The 21,779-nt window shown below is 53.3% G+C and carries 18 protein-coding genes and 2 pseudogenes; 8 read left to right on the top strand and 12 right to left on the bottom strand.

Going from position 1 to position 21,779, the window contains the following annotated elements; genetic code table 11:
- Window positions 1-343 (bottom strand): recombinase family protein (locus H7848_RS18140; RefSeq protein ID WP_208354245.1); only part of this gene is annotated, 343 nt, incomplete at its 3' end.
- Between the two features lie 84 nt (window positions 344-427).
- On the opposite strand from H7848_RS18140, the gene H7848_RS18135 reads away from it, so the two are divergent.
- Together H7848_RS18135 and H7848_RS18130 are read left to right on the top strand one after the other, a co-directional pair.
- Window positions 428-1,180, top strand: coding sequence for a recombinase family protein (locus H7848_RS18135; RefSeq protein WP_208354246.1), 753 nt, complete (start codon window positions 428-430; stop codon window positions 1,178-1,180).
- Complete coding sequence (locus tag H7848_RS18130) at window positions 1,177-1,485, top strand: DUF6429 family protein (RefSeq protein WP_208354244.1); 309 nt, start codon at window positions 1,177-1,179, stop codon at window positions 1,483-1,485. Before H7848_RS18135 ends, H7848_RS18130 begins: the two co-directional genes overlap by 4 nt.
- Window positions 1,486-1,738: 253 nt before the next feature.
- Here H7848_RS18130 and H7848_RS18125 read toward each other — a convergent pair.
- Window positions 1,739-4,623, bottom strand: a pseudogene (locus H7848_RS18125) (Tn3 family transposase).
- 93 nt (window positions 4,624-4,716) lie between these two features.
- Here H7848_RS18125 and H7848_RS18120 point away from each other — a divergent pair.
- The 4 genes and pseudogenes from H7848_RS18120 (at window position 4,717) to H7848_RS18105 (ending at window position 7,320) form a co-directional block, all read left to right on the top strand.
- On the top strand, window positions 4,717-5,322 hold the full coding sequence (locus tag H7848_RS18120; protein WP_208354242.1) for a recombinase family protein: 606 nt from the start codon (window positions 4,717-4,719) through the stop codon (window positions 5,320-5,322).
- Window positions 5,323-5,355: 33 nt separating this feature from the next.
- Window positions 5,356-6,183, top strand: a complete 828-nt coding sequence (locus H7848_RS18115; RefSeq protein WP_237072841.1) for a transposase — start codon at window positions 5,356-5,358, stop codon at window positions 6,181-6,183.
- Window positions 6,184-7,074, top strand: a pseudogene (locus H7848_RS18110) (IS3 family transposase); the annotation flags it as partial.
- Between the two features lie 75 nt (window positions 7,075-7,149).
- A complete protein-coding gene (locus tag H7848_RS18105; protein WP_208354241.1) occupies window positions 7,150-7,320 on the top strand; it encodes a hypothetical protein in 171 nt (56 codons plus the stop codon).
- Window positions 7,321-7,531: 211 nt separating this feature from the next.
- On the opposite strand, the gene H7848_RS18100 is transcribed toward H7848_RS18105, so the two are convergent.
- From H7848_RS18100 to H7848_RS18055, 10 genes are all read right to left on the bottom strand, one after another.
- A complete protein-coding gene (locus H7848_RS18100; RefSeq protein WP_208354240.1) occupies window positions 7,532-9,304 on the bottom strand; it encodes a carbamoyltransferase family protein in 1,773 nt (590 codons plus the stop codon).
- Window positions 9,305-9,430: 126 nt separating this feature from the next.
- On the bottom strand, window positions 9,431-10,381 hold the full coding sequence (locus H7848_RS18095) for an isopenicillin N synthase family oxygenase (RefSeq protein ID WP_208354239.1): 951 nt from the start codon (window positions 10,379-10,381) through the stop codon (window positions 9,431-9,433).
- 181 nt (window positions 10,382-10,562) lie between these two features.
- Window positions 10,563-11,735: an MFS transporter gene (locus H7848_RS18090; protein WP_208354237.1), complete on the bottom strand. Its 1,173-nt coding sequence runs from the start codon at window positions 11,733-11,735 to the stop codon at window positions 10,563-10,565.
- Window positions 11,736-12,339: 604 nt separating this feature from the next.
- A complete protein-coding gene (locus tag H7848_RS18085) occupies window positions 12,340-14,439 on the bottom strand; it encodes an adenosylcobalamin-dependent ribonucleoside-diphosphate reductase (protein WP_208354235.1) in 2,100 nt (699 codons plus the stop codon).
- Between the two features lie 5 nt (window positions 14,440-14,444).
- Window positions 14,445-14,954, bottom strand: a complete 510-nt coding sequence (locus H7848_RS18080) for a CYTH domain-containing protein (RefSeq protein WP_208354232.1) — start codon at window positions 14,952-14,954, stop codon at window positions 14,445-14,447.
- Window positions 14,926-15,837, bottom strand: a complete 912-nt coding sequence (locus tag H7848_RS18075) for a symmetrical bis(5'-nucleosyl)-tetraphosphatase (protein ID WP_208354230.1) — start codon at window positions 15,835-15,837, stop codon at window positions 14,926-14,928. Before H7848_RS18075 ends, H7848_RS18080 begins: the two co-directional genes overlap by 29 nt.
- Window positions 15,834-16,664: a hypothetical protein gene (locus H7848_RS18070; protein ID WP_208354229.1), complete on the bottom strand. Its 831-nt coding sequence runs from the start codon at window positions 16,662-16,664 to the stop codon at window positions 15,834-15,836. Before H7848_RS18070 ends, H7848_RS18075 begins: the two co-directional genes overlap by 4 nt.
- A 14-nt stretch (window positions 16,665-16,678) precedes the next feature.
- A complete protein-coding gene (locus H7848_RS18065) occupies window positions 16,679-17,248 on the bottom strand; it encodes a histidine phosphatase family protein (protein WP_208354228.1) in 570 nt (189 codons plus the stop codon).
- Window positions 17,249-17,268: 20 nt separating this feature from the next.
- Window positions 17,269-18,102, bottom strand: coding sequence for a hypothetical protein (locus H7848_RS18060; protein ID WP_208354226.1), 834 nt, complete (start codon window positions 18,100-18,102; stop codon window positions 17,269-17,271).
- Window positions 18,099-18,851: a hypothetical protein gene (locus tag H7848_RS18055; protein ID WP_208354224.1), complete on the bottom strand. Its 753-nt coding sequence runs from the start codon at window positions 18,849-18,851 to the stop codon at window positions 18,099-18,101. Before H7848_RS18055 ends, H7848_RS18060 begins: the two co-directional genes overlap by 4 nt.
- Window positions 18,852-19,401: 550 nt before the next feature.
- Here H7848_RS18055 and H7848_RS18050 point away from each other — a divergent pair.
- Both H7848_RS18050 and H7848_RS18045 read left to right on the top strand, forming a co-directional pair.
- On the top strand, window positions 19,402-20,085 hold the full coding sequence (locus H7848_RS18050; RefSeq protein ID WP_208354222.1) for a helix-turn-helix transcriptional regulator: 684 nt from the start codon (window positions 19,402-19,404) through the stop codon (window positions 20,083-20,085).
- A 3-nt stretch (window positions 20,086-20,088) separates the two neighbouring features.
- A complete protein-coding gene (locus H7848_RS18045; RefSeq protein ID WP_208354220.1) occupies window positions 20,089-21,381 on the top strand; it encodes a cation:proton antiporter domain-containing protein in 1,293 nt (430 codons plus the stop codon).
- The last annotated feature ends 398 nt before the right edge of the window (window positions 21,382-21,779 follow it).

The following is a 21,779-nucleotide window of genomic DNA, read 5'->3' as shown; positions in this document are numbered from 1 at the left end:
ACTCGATCGACGGACTTTCTAGCTTGCCGCCTGCCTCGGCCAGAAGCGCGCGCAACTGCCAATGCCCCACCACATCGCGGGCGAAGCGGTTGATGTCATCAATGATCACCACGCAGGTCTGGGTCTGTTGGGCCAGAAAGGACAGCAGTGCCGTCATCGCAGGGCGATCTGCATCGCCGCCGGACCGGTTGTCCTGAAAGACCTCGACCACCTCATAGCCCTTGTAGCGGGCATATTCGCGGCAGCGGCTTTCCTGCGAGGCCAGACCATCGCCTTTCTTCAACTGTGCCACACTGGAGACCCGGGCATAGATCACCGCCTGTCGGATTGGATCATGGGGCATGGGAGCGACTCCTTTCCGGATCGCAGGACACTCTCTTCTCCTGCGGCCCTGCTGTGGTATTGAACCTATCGGACAACCTGTCCTCTGAGCCTAACACATCCCGCAGCAGCGCAGCATCGAGAATGGCCTCTTCTCCACAGTTTTGTTGCACCGGGTGGATGCCAAAGCCGAAGTCAACAAAGGCCACGACAATGGACCAAAGGGTTTCGATCAGCTCGCGCTTCTGGTCATCGGGGATATGCTCGCGTCTCGAAAGCGGACGGAAGCCAATCACTGGATTTGCAGCGCGACGCCCTGATTGCAGCCAGTGTTGACAAGGATCAAATCTATTCAGATCACGCTTCAGGGAAGAAAGATAAGCGCCTAGGACTAGAGGCCTGCCTGAAGGCCCTCCGCGACGGCGATGTTTTGGTAATCTGGAAACTTGATCGGATGGGTCGCAGCCTCAATCATCTGGTGAAAACCACGACCTTGCTGTCAGAGCGCGGCGTTGGTTTGAAGGTGCTCACAGGTCAAGGCGCACAGATCGACACAACCACCGCAGCCGGTCGGCTGTCATTTGGGATTTTTGCCGCCTTGGCTGAATTCGAAACCGAGTTGATCCGAGAGCGCACTATGGCCGGGCTTGCCGCCGCCCGCGCCAGGGGTCGAAAGGGCGGACGCAAATTTGCACTAAGCAAAGCCCAGGTGCGCATGGCACAGGCCGCGATGGCAAATCGCGATACGTCCGTCTCGGAGCTTTGCAAGGAACTTGGTGTAAAGCCCGTCACACTCTACCGATACGTCGACCCGAACGGCAATCTTCGAGACTACGGGAAAAGGGTCCTGACTGCATGACTGACAAACGGAATATCTCGGGGAAATTCGGTGCGTTTCCACTCGACGAAGACAAAATTGACGATGCCACTCTCGCGCTTTTGCGCCTCGGTCTACATGCCGAAAGCCGTGCCTGGAAAGGCTTTGACTGGGACAGCATGGAAAGACTGCACGAAAAGGGCTTCATTTCTGACCCGGTATGCATCGCAGCATTGGTCATTGTGGGCTTCTTGCTGCTGACCGTAATCGCAGAGACTGTGCGTGCCAGCGCTTTCGGACAACAGCCACCCAATAGAAAAAATCTTTGTTCGTCAGTACGGTGCTGATGTCTGGGTATGGAAGGAGGATTAGTCCCGCGTGACATTTGTGCGACCTTCATCTGGAGAAAGTGCGATTTATGTGTGAGCTAGAACCGCATTCGCAAATGGCTGCTAAGGCAACATGCGCTTCGTCGCGACACTCGGCATGCTGCAAGTGCGAATAGATGCTGCGTCAGCAATAGCCGTAATTGCACAAGTCCGGTTTGTCCGCTAGATACCAGTTTGTGCACAGTGCGGCGAAAGTCGGCTGTTCCACACATCAATACTTAGGCCACTTGTATTCCCCCGTCAGCAGAATGTGCGCCCACCCGAGTGGCGATGTATGCGCCAGCAGGTCTGGCTGGACGGGCAGGCCCGCTTCTTGCCGCTGCACCACCGCCTCGCCGAGCCTCGCGGTGTTCCAGTATATGACCATGGTTGCCAGTAGGTTGAGCGCTGCCATGCGATAGTGCTGCCCTTCGGTCGTCCGATCTCGTATTTCACCCTGCCTACCGATGCGCAGCGCATTCTTCAGTGCGTGGTGCGCCTCACCTTTGTTCAATCCAATTTGCACCCGCCTTTGCATATCTGCATTGAGCACCCAATCGAGCATGAACAGTGTGCGTTCAACACGACCGACTTCTCTTAGGGCGACAGCCAGATCGTTTTGGCGCGGATACGATGCCAGTTTTCGCAAGATTTGGCTGGGCGCGATGGAGCCAGCCATCATCGTCGCTGCAATCCTGATAATGTCAGGCCAGTTTGAAGCGATCAAATCTTCGCGGATTTTGCCACTGACCATTCCTTTCAGGTTTTGCGGTGTTCCTCCGGCATCAAACACGTAAAGTCGTTTTGATGGTAGATCCCGGATGCGCGGGATGAAGCGATGACCAAGGATGGACGTAACAGCAAAGACATGATCTGTGAAACCGCCAGTATCCGCGTATTGCTCCTTGATCCGCTTGCCCACATCGTTGTTCAGCAATCCATCAAGGATATAGGGTGCCTCACTGACTGTGGCCGGTATTGTTTGGGATGCAAAAGGCGCAAACTGATCCGAGACGTGCGTGTAGGCCTTTAGACCCGGCTCATTCCCGTATTTGGCGTTGATCAGGTTCATCGCTTCGCCCTGCCGCGTGGTAGGAAAGAACTGGCCATCACTTGATGCGGTCATCCCCATTCCCCAGAACTGCGCCATCGGCAGTTTGGATTGGGCGTCGACAATAGTGGCAAGTGCCCGTGCGTAGGCTTCACTTTCAATGTGCCAGCGGGAAATCCGCATCAACTCCCAAAATCCATGCGAGTTGCTGGCTTCGGCCATCTTGCTCAATCCAAGATTCAAGCCTTCCGAAAGCAGCACATTCAGCAAGCCAATCCGATCTTTTGGCGGTGCGCCGGTTCGCAGGTGCGTAAATGCATCGGTGAACCCGGTTGCGTCATCGACTTGCAACATGATGTCGGTAATGCGCGTATCCGGCACACGCTTATACAAGTCAAAGAGCAGATCAGCGGCGCCGTTTGGCGTTTGTGTCGGCAGTCGGCTGAGCTGTAGCACGCCATCTTCAATGCCTCCGCCGGGGATCGTGCCTCGTTTCGCCGCCTTTGAGAGCTTTTCTAAACCAATTTCCATCTGAGCATGGCGATCCGCTAACCATTGTTCAGGATCAAGAGGGACTGCGAGCCGCGCGCTTGCTGCTGCCATTGTTGCTGGAACCAGAACTTGCTTGAGATCACCGTAGCGCTTGGATTGTGCCAGCCAGATATCGCCGGACCGGAAGGCATCCCGCAAATGGAAAAGAACCGCCACCTCCCAAAGGCGTTGGTCACTTGGTTCCTGCAATTTCAGGTAATGATGCCATTTCGAGGTACGCCGCAGGAAATCTGTTGGTTGATCATGCCTTGCGCCATTCTTGATCAAATGGATGGCTGCCAAGAGAGGTGTTGCGACATGCGCACCGTCGATTTTCAGAAGATGGAGCATTCTCAGAACATAACGTCGGAACCGGTTATGGCCTTGGACAAGATGTGCAATTGGGTTCGACGAAAGTGTATCAGTCAGCTGCGATGCGGTTGCGACCAATGTCTCCAAATCTGGCCAGCCGGTAGACGAAGACACGGCAGTATCAAGCGATGCGCCATCATTTTTGGCTTCCAGCAGTCCCGATCCCAGATCCCTGAAGGAACGCAAGGTGTGTTGAACGGCAGTTTTTGCATCGTCCGCGCGGGTCGCACACAATCTCTGACCCTCGCGCCATGTCTTGCCGATGATCCGGTCATGGGTTTCAACAATGGCATCAGAGATTGCGGCGCGCCACTCGACAACGCATACGGCAAGGATCGCGTGACGGCGATCATCAGGTAGATCACGTAGACCATCTGCAAAATACCTTTCGCCCTGGCGACGCAATCGCGTGATGCGATGCGCTGGCAATCCTTCAAACAGGTCTGGCGGCAGTTCAAATTCTTGCAAGACCGCCAGTCGATCCAACAAGCGGTTTGCCCCTGCTGAATTGTTCCCGACCTCAAACTGCCGCAACCAGACAAACCGAGATAGACGATCATCGACTTGTTCGGACAGCAATGTATCGATCCTGACGCACATTTCATCGCTCAAACGCGATGCGATCCTTGTTTCAATCCGTTTTCCGCGGCCACCAACGCATCCGCGCACAAACGCTCAATCGTAGATATAGCGGGAAGTATTATTAGTGTGCGGCGACATTCGACAACAAATCGACCAGCAATGTCTTCATTTGATGTCGCAAGCTCAGCTTGCTGATCCAACCAGTCCTTCAGATCCCGCGCACCCCGACCCGAGAACGATTTGTATCCGTATATGCCGCGCAGTGCTTCCAAATGTTCCTGGCGCGTTTGGCGTCTAGCTGCGTAAGACAGTAAAGCGTCGCCCGTCAGCCCCAACTGTGCGCCGATAAAAGCAAGAACATCATGTGGGATGACTTCACCAAGAGATAAAGCGCGGCCGGGATATCGGAGTGCGCAGAGCTGAAGCGCAAACCCAAGTCGGTTTTCAGGGCGTCGTCGTTCCTTGATGTGCTCAAGGTCTTCATCAGACAAAGTGTAATGACGCAGTAGCGACATCTCATCTGTAGGAAGATTAAGCAGCGCGGAACGCTGGCGTTCGGTCAAAATATTGCGCCGGGGCATGAAAACTGTACCTATTGAACATGTGTTTGTTTGCGACAATAACCACTGCAACAATATCAACGACTTGCAAGGCCAATATCCGAGGGGGTTCAATTGGGACAGAGGGCAGTCATCTATGCGCGGGTTTCGACCACTGATCAGTCCTGCGAACGCCAGATCGCGGATCTAGCCGCTTTTGCCGACCGTGGTGGTTTCGAGGTAATTAGACAATTCAAGGAAACAGCCTCGGGTACGAAATCGAACCGGGCTGTAAGAAACGAAGTGATGGCGCTTTCCCAAGCAAGGAAAATTGATGCAGTCCTCGTCACGGAATTGAGCCGATGGGGCAGATCTACCCAAGATCTACTCGAAACACTGCATAAGTTGGCTGGCTGGAATGTTTCCGTTGTCGCCATGAGTGGCATGACATTTGAACTGGATTCCCCACATGGCCGGATGATGGCTACGATATTGTCCGGCATTGCCCAATTCGAGCGCGACCTCATCAGCGAACGTGTGAAATCCGGACTGGCGGCGGCGAAGGCCCGTGGACGAAAACTTGGCCGCCAAACAGGGCAGCGCCCAAAATCAGATAAGCTCGCGCCCAAGGTTCTCGCAGCCGTTGAACAAGGGCGCAGCTATCGCTGGATCGCCCGTGACCTCGGCATCAGCAAAAACACGGTTCTTGGCATTGTCAAAAGGCACCGCGAAAATCCTTAGAGTGTCATTTCGCCCCCTCCTGCAAACGACCCCATGAAGATTATCTGGGCGATTGTTGCGGGCGAGCGGGATTTGGATGTGCTGGCGTCCTTCCGTGACGTGCGATGCAAAGCATCTGTCGAGACGATCAAGGCGGCGCTCAATGGGAATGACCGATCTGAACATATCTTTGCGTTAACCCAGTCGGTAGAGCTTTACGACTTCTATCAGAGCAAGATGCTGGAATGTGATCGCCACCTTGAGGCGACGCTGGCCACGTTGGGCGCGGACACTGAACATGATCCCAGCCAGTTGCCACGTCCACGCACGAAGACCAAGCAAGTCAGCACGCCTTCGTTTGATGTACGGGCCGCACTGTTCGGCGTCCTCGGCGTCGATCTGACCGAAATCCATGGGATGGGGCCATCTCTGTCACTCAAATTGATTGGAGAATGCGGCACAGATCTGCGCGCTTGGCCGAGTGCCAAACACTTCACGTCGTGGCTTTGCTTGGCACCGGGTAACAAGATATCTGGCTGTAAGGTGCTGTCATCTCGAACACGGCGATCATCCAGCCGGGCTGCGGCCCTATTGCGTTTGGCTGCGGTCACCATTGGGCGTAGCGATACCGCTCTTGGGGCTTTCTACCGCCGACTGGCAGCACGGGCGGGCAAGGCCAAAGCTGTTACGGCGACGGCGCGCAAGATTGCCGTTCTGTTCTACAACACCCTCCGAAACGGCATGACATACAAAGACCCCGGCGCATCTCATTATGAAGAACGATACCGCAACCGCGTGCTCAGCAATCTCAAGCGCCGCGCCAAGTCGTTTGGCTTTGATTTGCAGGAATTACCTGCACAGACCAACATGCCTGTTTCTTAGGAAGGCAACGCAGTTCTTCGCGGGCCAAAAGTCATGAGGTTCCGGTTCATCGAAGAACACAGCGATGCCTTTTGTTCGCAGCGTATGTGCGATGTATTGGGTGTCAGCTCGCGTGGCCTGCGGGCCTATCGCTGCCGACCTGCCAGCCAAAGGCAACGGAGCGATATGGTAGTCCTTGCGCATATCAAAGAACAGTCTCGTCTCAGCCTGGGCAGTTATGGTCGCCCGCGGATGACGGAAGAGCTCAAGGAGCTTGGTTTGAACATCGGCCATCGCCGCGTCGGTCGGTTGATGCGCGAGAATGGCATACGGGTTGAGAGATCAAAGAAATACAAGGTCACAACCGACAGCAACCATGGCTTCAATATTGCGCCGAACCTGCTGAACCGGGATTTCCGCGCCAAGTTGCCAAACCAGAAATGGGCAGGCGATATCAGCTACGTTTGGACGCGTGAGGGTTGGCTTTACCTAGCGGTCATCCTTGATCTGCATTCCCGACGCGTGATCGGCTGGGCCGTATCGAACCGCGTGAAGCGTGACTTGGCGATCCGGGCATTAAAGATGGCCATCGCCCTCAGACAACCACCCAAAGGCTGCATTCACCACACAGATCGCGGCTCGCAATACTGCTCACACGACTATCAGAAGATACTACGCCAGCATGGGTTCAAAGTGTCGATGTCAGGCAAGGGCAATTGCTACGACAATTCCGCAGTTGAGACGTTCTTCAAAACGATCAAAGCGGAGTTGATATGGCGACGGTCATGGCAAACGCGCAGGGAGGCCGAGCTGACCATCTTCCAGTACATCAATGGCTTCTACAATCCGCGGCGTCGGCACTCAGCACTGGGGTGGAAAAGCCCGGTCGCATTCGAACGGAAGGTGGCCTAAACGAGCACTTGGGGCGGCACGAAAACGTGACAGGTCCACATTTACTCCTTCGGTTCTCATCGAAGGGTGATGTTTATGCAGGAACAAGATCAACCGCGGCGCAACAACGTAGCCATTGATACAGTTAAGAAGGTTTTGGTCACTTACGTCATTCGTTTTGCAATCATGGTTGCAATATATGTTTTGGCGGAGAACCAGGAAATTCTTCCAGCTATTAAAGCAGCTGCAATAGCAATATCGAAGTAACATGCAGGGGGCTACGGCCCCCTTTATCTTTAGTCCCGCTCGAAAAATCCCGGATGCTCCTGATGAACACCAAAGCGGATGTTAACGAAACAGGTGGGTCAATTTTACTCGCTCATAACCCACCCAAGTGGGTCAGTTTTGCATGCCGAGTCACACACGGCGCAGCGAAGTGTCATTATGCGATCAATCACAGTTAAGAACCCTTAGCGCCCTATTCTGCACTCAGCCGGAGTCGATCCCTCTTAACGCTTTGAACGCTCTCGGTGTTGAAATCTTGACCGGCACCGCGACGCGTGTCGATCAAGTAAGATCCGAGAACCAGATAGTCGACGCCAGAGCAGAACGCGGTGGCGATTGCATCAACGGGGCTTTCGTCGATCGGCCGACCGCGCGTGTTAAGCGAGGTGTTCACGAGGATTGGGATCCCCGTCCGATCGTGAAACTCCGATAGGATGCTGTGAAGCATGTGGTCTTCGCTTTTGCGTACAATCTGAACACGCGACGTGCCGTCGGCATGCACAATCGCGGGCGCGACTTCATGTGTTCGCGGCTTCGCGTTGACAGCCAACATCATGTACCTGTTCGGGCGCCCTTCGAAATAGGTATCGTAGTCCTGTTCCCGAACCAGCGGCGCAAGCGGTCGAAACTGTTCACGCGCCTTGATGATGTTGAGACGCTCTTGCGTGCGTGCTGACCTGGGCGACGCCAAAAACGACCGTGCGCCGAGTGCGCGTGGCCCGAACTCCATGCGCCCGCCGAAGTACGCGGTGACGTATTCTTTCGCCAGCAAGTCACCGATTGTTGAGGCGAGCTCGTTCGGCTGCAGTTTCCGATAGGATAAATTCGTATCTTTCAGCATCATCCCAATCTGCTGATCTGACCACTCCGTGCCAAGCAACATTGAGTCATACTCGATCTGTGGTTGACCTCCCGCTGCAACCCAGCTTAGCGCAGCAGCGCCGATGGCAGTCCCGGCATCATGTGCGGCAGGCTGTGCGAAGAACCCATCTATATCAATTGTCGATAGCAACTTATAGTTCGCAACGCAGTTCAGAAACGTTCCGCCGGCTACACACAAATTCTTCTGCCGGGTCGCACCCATGTGATAGGCGACGACATACATCAGCGTGTCTTCAAACACGCTCTGCAAAGATCGTGCTAAGTCCTTATGGCGTTGTTCAATCGGATCGCACGCTCTTCTTGGGAGTCCAAGAAGCGGTGTCAGATTCTTCAGTCTTTCAAAGTCTACTGTATATCGACCGCCGTCCACCTTGTGCACAAGTTTGTTTAGCTCTTGCTTCATCGTAGGTTTGCCGAACGCAGCTAGGCCCATCACTTTGTACTCGTCGCCGAAGGGCTGAAAACCTAGGTGACCGGTTACGAATGAATAGAGCAACCCCAGCGAATTCGGCATGTCGATCTGCGCAAACTTCTTGAGCGTGGAACCTTCGCCTACGTAAACGCTGGTGCACGCGTTCTCCCCGCTTCCGTCGGATACGACGACAAGGCTGGATTCAAATCCAGAACAAAAAAAGGTAGATGCCGCATGCGACAGGTGGTGGTCCCAGTTCTTGAACGGAATCTTCTGAAAGTCCTTTCTTCCCCACCGGTTCAAATATCTGACATCAAGGGTGAGTCCCTCTGACAGTTCTTTCTTAACGTTTCGGGCTGCCATGTATGCGTTCAGCTCTCCCCTAAACGAGAGGATGCGCTTACCCGTCATGCAGCCGTGGAGCGAAGCTATCAGGTGGCGCCAAGGGTCGTATGAATAGGCCACTTGATCAATATCCGAGACCTTTATATCCGCGAATTCAAGCGCCTTAAAAATGGACGCATACGGCACATAGGTTGAGTAAGGGGAGAAACTACGACCATGCTTCACGCGCGTTAAACGCTCGTCTTCAATAGCGAAGACGAGCTCGCCGTCCTTCAAAAGTGCAACTGCCGGATGCTCGAAGAAGCTATTGATCCCGAGAATGATCATATGTCGACTCTTTTCCTGTGAGACGGTTTCAGCCAGCTCAGAAACCGATCTGACAGAAAGCAAATACGCTGTGTTCGGTACAACGCCTGAGTGCCACTCGGGTGGCAACGCATATAGCGTTGAAGATTATTGTTTCCACGAGCCGATTTCCTTCATCCGCTCTTGGAACCATTCCCCGATATTTCGGGTGGGATACTTCAAGCTAGGCATATCGACGTCAGGGTTGGGATTCTTGAAGAATACGATGCAATACCGGCTTTCTTTTCCGCTGATGTCGAGGTCATTCACCACCTGGTGCTTTGAGGCCATCAGCGCATCGCCGGTTATGTACTGCAGCAGCTCCCCTACGTTGATGGCAACATCCGTGTCTGACGAATGCTCCAGCCATTTCCAAGACTGATCGGTAGGCATGATGTACTGCAAGCCGCGATGCGTTTGCTTCGGTTGCACGCCGATGAGGTTTATCCCGGTATGAGGGGCTGCGCGTTGCGCGTTCCTAGCATCGTCACTGTCGACCGGCGGGTAGTGAATGATGCGCAGAGTGCTCATGCAGTTTTCTACCAAGTCGCGCGCCTGATCGTCAGGGATACCGAATAAGTCGAGGACACGGTACAATACGGCGTCGGCACACCCCAAGTAGCCGCGATAGAGCGCTTCCAGCACGGGGCCCATGTCGGGGATATCGGCTGGATATGGGAACGGGTCAAATATACGTCCGCCGCCCGACCTAAGGCCAGGAAATGAACTGATCTGGATGAACTCCTTCAAGTCCGGTTGGTCGGCGTCAACAGCGGTCTCGCTCTTGAAGTGGTGGTAGCCAACGTAGTCGTATTCCACGTCCTTGCGTAGTTCTGCCGAACACTTCTTTTTTTCTTCATAGGGCAGCGCAAAAAACTGTCGTGACACATCAAACCCTCGATAGAGCTCTTCTGCCGACACATAATTTTGGGTCGCCGCAAAAAGCCCGTAATTTTCCATCAGATGGTCAAGCTCGCTGCGAGTGATCGAAAAACCGTCCTTCTTTGAAAGGTGACTTGCCGCTTCATTGGTGTGAAGCGTCTGGCTGACATCAAGCATTTCGTATCTCTCCCTAAGCTGAAGAACATCGGGGATGTCCTTTGTTATCGTGCAATCGATATCATCTGAGCGCATTTGCGATTACTGTGTGATCACACAGGCGTCCGCGTCGTGGCAGATTTCAGCCAAAGCACCGATCCGAGATACAAGTTGACGTAGGCGTGCTGCGCCCCGAGAACCCTCAACTGTTTAGCTGCAAGGAATTCCGTTCTGCCACAATCATCAACAGCGCGAATAAGGCGGCATTGATCGCAACCAACCAGGGCACCGCCAGCCACCCGATCAAAGTGATCGCATAGCCGACAATGGGCGGTCCTACTACGGCTCCGATGCTTCCGATTTGCGTAATTAGCCCGTTGGCCGGGCCAATGAAGTTTGGGGATGGCACCATTCTTGGAACGGATGAAAACACCATTGCAACAAGTATCCCATTGGCGAATACGCTTAGTGCGACAAACGTTATAGTGCCGGCCAGCGGTAAGGACGTATGGAAGGCTGGAAACGCTGTCGCAACCAGCAAGACAGCCGGGGTCATGATGGCTTTGAGTGTCGACAATCGCGCTGAAAGCCATCCATAAAGTGCGCTCCCAGCGAGGCTGGTCAGCGCCACGAGACCGGTTACCTGCCCCGCATCTGCCGGGGAAAGTCCTTTTGCCTCAATGAGGAACGGCGGCAGCATGCTGAGTATGCTCAAGGTGATAACAGTAATTCCAAAGAAGGCGCTCGCCAGAAGCCAGGGCGTTACGCCTAAACTTGTCCGTGTCGTATCGGGAACCTGGGCGGCCTGTGTGTCGCTCTTTGCGGTATCCTGCACAAATACAATAACCACCAACAAAAGCGTTAGTCCAGCGTTCAAAACGAACCATTTGCTCCAACCTAAGTTCTGCGACAGCCAGCCGCCAAAATAGGCCGCCATACTGATGCCCAGTGTGAAGAAAGTGCCCCACAATGCCAAAACCCTCGGCGTGTCCTGAGGCGACGCTCGCTGCGCAATAAGGGTTGGGGCGGCCACAACCACCGCAAGATACCCGACGCCTTCGAAGGCCCTTGTAATCAGCAGTATCCAAGGCGCCTTTGCAAGCGAAGAGGCAAAGACCGCGGCTGCCAACAAAAGCCCGCCCAGAAGCAGCATGTTTCGCGCCCCGTGACGCATGGTCAATGAGCCGAAGCCCAAGCCAAACACTGCCGAAACAAGCGAAATGATCGAAACCAACCACCCAAATACAGATAGTGACAGGTCCAAGTCATTTCGGAGAATATCAACAGCTGGAGCTATGCGACCAACCTGAGCAGCAGCAATAACGCCTAGCGCGTATGCGAATAGAACAGCCCCCCAACTTGTTTTACGATCCATCTGAACCTCGACAGAGATTACGGTTGCAACTAGAATACCTTCAACACTTTATGGAACCACCATCCCATGGAAATGCGATCCCAATCCACAACAAAAGCGTTCGTTTGACATGCCGCGCCGAATTACGCTGTTTTCGTTAGTCGTGCTAGACTATTATGAAGCAAAAGCGTTCTTTTTGAGCATTAGCTTTACGTGTCGCGAGGACACCCCACTTTCAAGTGGAAAACGCTGGTTGAGAGTTGCGCCAAAAGACGGTGAAACAGAGATCTTGTTGGCTAAGGCTAAGGGCAACCGACAGGTCGAGGTCATAGGCAACTAGGGCGGTGGGCGCGTCTGGCTATTCCTAGAAACATTGCACTTCGACACCGACTACGACCTCCTAAGGCAGGCCGGCGTCGACATTGAAGCTCCGAGATCGGAAAATTACGGTCGCGTGGCGGTTTGGACGGATCCTTGGGGCAATCGCTGGGATCTGATCGAATTCGCCAATCCCGATTGAACTGGCACGGAACGATGACAATGCGCGACGACTCATGACTGTATGTCAACGGCATCCGTCTCAGGTCACTGTCAGGAAAACATTTTCATAATGTTGCAATGCGGCTTAGATTGCGCACTTTGACGCTCCACAATTCATGCACGTGGTGCAACCATCTGCCACAACCAGGTTAGGGTTCCCGCAATCGCATCCTTCGTGCGTGACATTGGGCAATGATGACACGTCGTCGCGCTTCAGTGGCGTCGCGTCCTGAAGCACGCTGTCATAGATCGCGGTGTTTTCCCTAAACGTGGTGCACCCGTTGGCCCCCAGACGCGCGGCGTCGAGGTATACTTGGCGGAAATCCTGATACGTTATTGAGGGAGGCACGTTTATTGTCTTGGATATGGACGAATCCACCCACTTCTGCGCCGTGGCTTGGATCGCAATATGCGCATTTACACTGACAGTGTCGGCTGTCACAAAGTTTTCTGGAAGAGCGCTTGGCTTGCCGGCAGGACACATTAAAGATCGGAATGCGAGGTGCTCTAGGCTTTCAACGTCGTAAGACGTTCTTGACGACAGATTGTCGTCAAGAACGTTTCGCCTGAATACATGCCGAAACGTGGGTTCGATGCCACTGCTAGCATTATTGCCGAACGACAACGCAATGGTCCCGGTTGGTGCAATTGAACTATGGTGTGTGTACCTAGCACCGTGTGTTCTGATCTTTTCCAAGATCCCTGGGCAGGCGTCTTCAATGTGAGCCATGTAGCCAACATTGCCGGCAAAGAGCTCTTTGCCCTGGACCATCGACCCAACTTTGCAGCCGCTGTGCCGCAGGTCTGGGCGCCGCTCCAGATGATAGGGCTCCAGTTTGAACATCTCATTCATGATAGGCGCAGGACCCTTTTCGCGAGCGAGTTCAATAGCCTGCAACCATCCGGTAACGGCCAATGTACGCAGCACATCATCAGTGAACTGAAGCGAGTCTTTTTCTCCGTAGCTCATGCCCAGCATTGTCACAGCGCTGCCTAATCCAAGAACGCCCATGCCGTGACGCCGTTTCCTAAGGATTTCTTCACGCTGCGATTCCAGGGGCAGCTCGTTCAGGTCAACGACATTGTCCAGAAACCGGCTGAAAACAGCGACAACCCTCTTGAAACGCTTCCAGTCAAAACTCGCGCCATCGGTGAACGGATTCCGAACAAACCGCGTGAGATCAACGGATCCCAAAAGGCAAGCACCCGATGGAGGCAATGGTTGCTCCGCACAGGGATTGGTCGCGCGAATGTTCTCGCAAAACCAGTTGTTGTTTCTTCGATTGATGCGATCGATGAAGATGACCCCGGGCTCCGAATAAGTGAAGGTTGATGCCATGAGTAGTTCCCAAAGCTCTGTGGACGGAACCTGCTTTACTACCTCGCAGGCAACTTTGCCGGCGTCGTTTTTTACGCAGTTGCCTGTATCAGGGAAATTGCACCAATGTATTGACTCTGGATCAACATGTCTCATGCGGCTTGGGCTTAAGGGAAAGACAAGCGGCCAGGATTCAGCCCGATCCAGGGCGGTCAGGAAGTCTTCGGTGACAAGAACGGAGAGGTTGAAGTTATTAAACTTACCTTTTTCGTGCTTGGCCTTAATGAAATTCATGATGTCAGGATGACGGATATCCATGACAGCCATCTGCGCGCCGCGCCGCTGACCGGCTGTGGCGATGCTACCGCACAGGCTGTCCAAAAGCGTCATGGCCGCCAAAGGACCAAACGCACCGGTCTTATTGCCGCGAACCAGCGCGCCTTCCGGACGAATAGTGGAGAAGTCGTATCCAATCCCGCAGCCGGCTTTAAGCGTGGCTCCAGCATCGCGCACCGCGGTCAGAATATCGAACAAGCTGTCGTGGATCGACTTTGAGACAACACAGTTGATAGCTGAGGGATAAAGATCAGAAACGCTTTCGTCTCGTCCAGCCCCAAGATTGGTCAGAATGCGGCCGGCCGGGATTGCGCCATTTCTTAGGATCCAAAGAAACTCTTTTTCCCATTTGCCTTGCAGATCGCCTTGCTCAACGCGCGCGACGGCCTGTGCGACACGTTGCAGTGTTTCATCGGGATGGTCTTCCAATGGCTCACCGTGAATGTCGCGAAGACGGTACTTTCGATCCCAGATTTCGAGCGATAGGTCTTGCAATGGCAGTGTGGGGATAGGGTGGGGCATCTCATTCATCTCACTCAGACTCCAACATGTGATTTGGTGGTAAGGTTGTTTGTGGACATCCTGCTGCGGAACAGCACGGCATTCTTGAATCGCGGGTCCTGGGTCACCTCTTCGCCAACCCATGCCGGCATTCTGAAAGTCTGCTTGCTGTGTGAAAGCTCAATTTCTGCGACGAAAAGGCCAAGGTAGCGCCCTAAGTATTCGTCGACCTCCCAAAGAAAGCCGTCCGTTTCGATGATATGTCGACGTTTTTGAATAAGTTGCCCACCGGTGCAAAGTTGGAGCAATTCTGCCCCAATCGAGCTTGGCAGTGAGCAGGTCGTTTCTTCGGCCGAGATTGCGTCGACCCGGTGCTTATGTGTGAGAAAGTAGTTGCGGTTCTCGCTCCGCACGCGAAGTTCGTTGCCTTTGCTGCTCTTAAGGTAGCCCTGCACAATTTCGATGGGTGACGGGTCGCGTGGAAAGCTGCCTTGCACCAGGAACTTTCTCTCAATTTCAAGATGGCATGCAGATCTTGAGGTCATGCTCTTCCCCTTTCCATTTTTCTCGAAAGTCTCTTAGGTTGAAATAACGCCGCCCTCTGATCCAAGTGATGGGAAGGCCTGGCGACAGCTCTACGGCCACAAGGCGTCCGCCGAAGACGCACCCATCATCGATACAGAGCGCGTTATTGGTCATGTGGATGCCGAGGGCAGCCCAATGGCCATGCACAATCGTGCGACCATTGTCGCTGGCGTGGTTTCGAAGGCTACTCCAAGGCACAAGGTGCTGAGCCGCCTTGGCGCTAAGTTCGCGCTCTGGGCCCGCCATGCTGCCATCCGTCCGACAGTATCTAATGCGTGTGCATCCAACGCCGATATGCTTTTCGCTGGCACTGGTGGTGTCGTCAGTTTCAAAACGCCCCGAGAGTGAGCGGTCGATAGACCTAGCTACGTGCCGCGCCGATTTGCGCAGTTTTCGTTCCAGCCCACGCGCCACGTCTATGGCAGTGTCAATTGCGAATTGCGGCGGGATCCCGGCATGCGACACCACCACCTTTTGCGGTGCGTCATTGTAGATGAACGGGGATCTGCCGAGCCAATCCAAGACCGCACTCCAGCGCCGAGCGGTGTCTGTTGCTCTGTGGCCGGATGGCACGACGGCCTTCACCTGCCGGTCGACCTCGTAGGTCCCACGGGCTAAAAGCGCTAGGTCATGATTGCCCATTATGTTGATGCCCATTGAGCCCAGGTCGCGGACATACTCCAAAGTTTCCAAAGGAAAGGGACCCCGGCCAACGAGATCGCCGACAAAGATCAGCCGATCTTGGCGCGGACGAAATTGGATTTTGCGCACCAACTGTCTCAGTTCGAGCAGACATCCGTGCACATCACCAATCACAAAGCTTCGCGCTTCGTATCCGCTCACGGCTCTTCCTCCTTAAGCATATCCATGATGACCTCGACTTCCAAACGCCCAGCCAGAGGGTCCGACGACATGTGCAACCCGTTGACCGTTGTGGAAAGTGCTGGATATCCAGCCTCTTCCAGCCTACGTGAAATGAACCCTCGCATGGATCCTGAGGACCTTGTGCGCGGATCGGCATCACCTTGAATCGCGGGTTTGCACGCCTCAAAGTCATCATTCGTCTCAAACACAACGGCAATAATTCTGGCATCGCCTGACTGGAACTCTGCGCGCTTGTAGGGGTAGAACCCGTTCAACAGCAAATGCGGCTGACCATGGATCTCAAGAGGCGCGGCGTAGCAATCGGCCTCGATCCGCACGATTTCCGCCGCTGACGACCAGTATTTTTGAATATCCGAGGGCTCGAAGCCTTTTTGAACCAAGGTAGCCCCACCAACAACCGGTACGGCACGTTCGAAGAAGGACGTACTCGCGGCTGTCAGCTTTGGGGAAAGCGTGTCGGCAGGAAGATTAAATCTCGCGAAGCGGGCAACCTTATTGTAAATCCTATCAAACGCCGAAAATACCTCAAAAGTACGTCCCCCGAAGCCGACGACGTCTGTGATGTAAATTTTGTTGCTGGATGCTTTGCGCTCAAGCTCCTCCACCACAGAAAGGGTGATATCGAAGCCAGCTCGACAAACCTCGGGCTTTAAGAGAAATATACCCGCAAACTGCCTTGAGTGCGCCTGTGCCTTGAAAAAAGTTGTGGGCAATCCGTCCGACAGAAAGCGCAAGAAGGGGTGCTTGAGACAAAGCGCGTCAGCTGTTTTGACCTGCGACGTCATGAGTGCCCCCTCTTCTAGGTCGCAAACTGATGTGGAATATGAGACAGGTCATTTATGGATTTGAACTTCCAGCGCCCATTACTCCAAACGATCTCGCTGACCGAGCAATTTCCGACCTTGAAATCCACGGCGTCATTCCCGACAAGGATCCGAAAGACTGTCTTGATGACGCCACCGTGGCACATCAAAATACAGTTTTGGCCGCCCGGCGTCGCCGCTTCTGACAGGAATTCAAGAACAGTGCGCTTGAATGCCAAGTATGAGGAGGACGGCGAAGACTGCGCAGTTGTGTCAAACGCGGTATCTCTTTGCGCCAAGTTGCAGGATACTGGAAATTCCGCTTCTCGCAGCCGATCATCGACCGAATACTCTATCGGGATTCCTTGAAGAGACTGCTTCGCCCGTACAAGGGAACTGCAGTAAATGTTAATGTTCTGCTCCTCATTGATCATCTCTGTCACGCGTTCACTTAGGTAGGTCGCCTGGACATGGCCAAGAGCGGTAAGTCGGCTATCACGATCATCGTACTTGCCTACTTGCCACTCGGATTGACCATGTCGCAGGAGGGTTAGTCGAAAAGTCATTGGATCAGGCGGTACAAAGGCTAATTTGCGATTTGTAAGATCTTGGCGCCGCGTTGATATTTGATGTCGTAAGTCACGCGTGTCTGGAACCTCTCCAACAGGCTGTCGCGAAGGAAAGCGATAGTAGAGATCACCCTTTCGTCGCCACTTATTTCTGCTGGGATGCGTGGATATATCGACAGCTCGACTTCCCGAAATTCCTTTCGAATAAGGCACTCCGGGTCTTTACGAAAATCAGAAACCGCCGAACGATCGATCGAGCATCGAAGAACGTCATAGTCGTCAATCCGCACAAAGAACGTGGACCGTCGCCCAAAGAGGATCAGAGCAGGCTTCAGATCGATGGGATCGATACCCATCTCGCGCTGCAAGAAGTAGCCTGGTTGCTCAATATCCGTCCTGATGAGCAGGTCATTTACGATTTTGATGGACTTGGGAGAGTACGGTTCCCGCTGAATGGTCGCCTTCTTGTCTCCTTCAAAGACGTGCCGGCGATCAAGTCGATTGCCATGTTCATCTTCCGCCATCTTGAATGCACAAAAGGCGTGTGTCAGCTTGCTGCACGATGTGCGCAGAAGCGCTCCTGTGGGCAAAAGCTGATAGTCATGCGTATCGTAGTAGACGGCGATGTTTGTCGGTGGCGAATGCCGCACACCATCTCGTTCGAGAAATGAGACCCCTGGAATGTGCTTGTCAATCTCGCTCGGCACAGAGTTGAGCCAAGCGAAATAGGCGTCGTCCTCGACCCTGTCCATGTCGACTTTAACCGCAAGTTGATTGAAGAGATTGTGACCGTTTCCTGTTTGATAGATAGGTCGGTCAGCGTTGCCGGTGTTAATTTGGAGGTCAATCATTGTATACACTCCAGAACAAACTCCAGTTTGTCCTTCAGCTCTCGCGGCGACATCATTGGCACGCTGCTGTCCATACCCCGCTTCGGATAGAACGTGTTGTAAGTGAAGCAATGGTTTCGCTCGCGCGGGCCCCTTAACACTAAAGTGCAAAGGCAAGGATGCTCTGTTGGAAAGACAACGCGGTGCGTGGTCGTATAGCTTAGGTAATAGACATCGCCCTGCGGAACAATTTTGTCAGGTTCTCGGATCAGTTGAGCATTTGCGTCAAACTCACAACTGTGGATGTTTCCGGTCTGGGTTGGTCTATAGATGTAACGACGGAAATCTTTCCTCTCATAAGAGGGTTCCTCAGCTTCGTGGAAGTTCTCCGACCGCATGTTACCGCACACGATATGGGACCAAAAGCTGAACCGGTGATCGTGGATCAGCTCTTCCTTCTGGGCTTCCTCAGCCTGCGCGCGGGTCCAGACATGGAGCGTTAGGCGATAGCCATTGGTGTTCGCGTTATCCACCAATACCACCTTCGTGAAATGGTTTACATGCTCGTATGAACGTGCGGCGATCTCGACTAAATCAGCCTTGGACTGCACAAGCTCCTTGAGAATAAGACGGGGCATCCCCGCCTTTGCAAGACCGTGCATGAATTCCAGGTTGCTCTCGATCACTGCGGGATTAGATGCGTCAGTGTCTAATGCGTAAATAGACTTAGAAATATCCTCTAGAACGTGGGATCTTGCTTCATCCAACATCGCTGACCTCATTCAGTTTGGAGTTTCGCTAAAGCCGTCGTGAGGTCTTAGATTGTGCAGCGGAACCCAACCCCTGGAAACTGTGACATCTCACAGAGTGTGCATAGCCTTGGCGACCAGCCGCGCATTGCACCATAGCCATATTGTCCCACTCGTGGGGCATGGTCTCAAAGGCTAATGTTAAATCAACGGGTTGCAGGTCCTAGCCAAGCTCTCAACGACGTCTAGTGACTCGTGCTTCGGTATCAGGCCCGAACCCAAACGACGGCGGAATTCTGCAACGGACGAATCTCAATCGGCGGTTGTATGCTAAGTTCATTTGACTGCGAGATTCCACAGTAAGATCAGGTCAGCTTGCGAACTAAACTACAAATGCGCGAAACACTTGTTCGCGATTTAGACGACCGAAAAAAGCAAGTTGGGCGGCTATCGTTCTGGTTGTAAGAACGATATATTTGCCCATTGATCAATGCAACATTCTTTGCCTCGCAGCGGTCTAGAATAAGGCTTCTGTAGGTTCAATCAGGCAGGCATATCGGGAGCTATATGCATGACGAAGGTTGGAAATGCGTTTAATAAATTGCTTACAAGAAATGAGCACATCGGTGACAACGACGAGTTTGTCCGCGTTCTACAGGGATTCATCTTGGACATCGGGTGCACCGGGTTCTGTTATATCTGCACGGGCGCATTGTTTGCAGACGTCGTCTTCAACAACTCGACCGCTCGGCATGATCGCACTAAGCAAAGTGACCTCCTCCCGCTAGGCTTCGGCACGGCAATTGGCGAACGGTACAGCGAGCTTGAAACAAAGCGGTACCTTGTAAATATCCAACGACTCTTTGAAGACTTCACAATCGATGGCCCGTCGTGTTGCGTCAAGGTTGCCAGTGCCAAGAACCGTTCGGCGAAGCTAATACTTCTCGGTTTGGCAGACAAATCGGCCTTTGATGCGTTGATGGAAGAACAACTGCTTCCGTTATTTGGTTTAGAGGCGGACCGAAGATTGCGGCAGCACAGCGCCTTTACCAGTATCGACAGGTCGGCCCTCAGCGATCAAGAGCGTCGGTGCCTAGTTTGGGCGTCCAAAGGCAAGAGCATGGAGGAAATTGGCGAGATTGTTGGCGTCAAAAGGCGCACCGTGGAGTTTCATATTAAAAACGCGCGCCACAAACTGGATGCCGGGAACGTGACCCATGCCGTATTCAAGGCGGTGCGCGCAGGCATTTTGTAACCAATGTTTTCATTCCCCATCACCGACAATATAGCCGTCGCAAATGTACTTGGGGTCGGGTTGTTCATTCTTGGTGTTCATGCTCTCACCAGGGTGCTCTGTGCGTTTCATATCCCGACGTTGTTAGCCGCCCTGGGCGGCGGTTACCTTTTGAGCCCCGTTCGCATCGACTATGAATTTTACTTGGGTAGCCCAATTCCGGTGCTTTCGCTCGACGTTTTGTACTGGATTGGCTTGGGCGTCCTGATGTTCTCTGCAGGAAAAGCAATTAAGTTCACGTTAGAGGACATGAGCCCGACGGTGCTTTTGTTGATCTTTGGGTCGCTTTTGTCTTTGTTGCCGGCCTATTTTACAGTCGAAATAGCTATGCGTTTGGCCGGCGGTGACAATCTAGCGGATGCGAAGGCTATGCATGTGCAACATTTGGTTGTTGTGCTTTGTGTTGTCGTAACCTCTGTGCCGTTCCTTTCCCGAATAATGAGTGAGCGCAATTTGCTTGGAACCAACTTCTCACGAACCGTCCTAATGTCGGCATGCTTCGTAGATCTGGTACTTTGGTTGTTGCTTGGTTTGATCAGCACGTATCACGAGACGGACCACGTCAGTCATGTGTCCGCCCTGCGAGCCCTTTGGCCCGATATCACGGTCTATCTTGCGACGTTCATTCTGATCATGATGACTCGCTCTATATGGTGGGAACTTTTTACCCAGAGATTCACCGTACTGCTGCGAATTGCGATATTTCCGTTTCTTGTAGTACTCGTTCTTCTTGCTGTGATCGTGATGCGTGCAGAGCTGATGATTGCGGCGCTTTGTGCCGGTTTGTTGTATGCAAACTGTCAGCCGTCTGCGGTTACGAAAGTTGACATGTGGAGCCTTGGCGAAAAAGTGTTCGTGCCCCTGTACTTCGCCGTCGTTGGGGCGTCGCTTTCCTTTGAAGAAGCATTTTCGCCGTGGCATGCGTTGGTCTTCATCGCTTGGTCGTCCTTGCTGAAGATGGGCGCGATTAAGGTGGTTCTGGATTTGGCGGGGAGTAAAACAAAGAATTCGTTTATCTATGCCACAGCCATGAACACAAGGGGTGGGCCCGGTATCGCGATGGCCAGTTTCGCTTTCACCGCAGGAATGGTGGATGAGCGGACGTTTCTCTCGGTAGTGATGGCGTCCTTGGTCACGGCCTACGTCACAGACCGAACGTTGCGTAGAAATGTAGGAGAAATTCAATGCATGGGATTACTGAGCGAAATGCGACTGGAGCGACGTCTTCGACCTCGGTCGTCGGACCGCCAACTTTAATGTCGAACCTCTTGAAAGAGATAATGTCTGACAACCTACTCGTCCAATTGTCTGAGGGGGGTCAGCGCTCATATGGCTTTGTTATCAATGTGGATGAAGAATTGGTTGAGGTCCACCTTACCGGGACGCGATCGAGAAGACTGTTTGTTGCGCGAAGCGCCATCGCATCCGTGACAGATCGCGGTAAAAATCGCTCCTTCTTTTTCGCGCTAGTTCGAAAATGTCGATTCAAGATCACGCTCGGTAGCGTGGCACCACCATACTAGAGCAAGATGAGATCAGGTTGAAGCGTATCCTGAGTTGACAAGGTAATTCGCACATTCCTGCGGGGTGAAGCGGTCGAGCAGCTTACCGATCCTGCGCCATGTTGCCTCTATCGTGCGTTCGGCGGCGTCTCG

Origin of the sequence: Pseudaestuariivita rosea, from assembly GCF_017592335.1 — a bacterium.
Lineage (GTDB): Bacteria > Pseudomonadota > Alphaproteobacteria > Rhodobacterales > Rhodobacteraceae > Parasulfitobacter > Parasulfitobacter rosea.
This window is presented reverse-complemented; position numbering and strand designations above follow the sequence as displayed.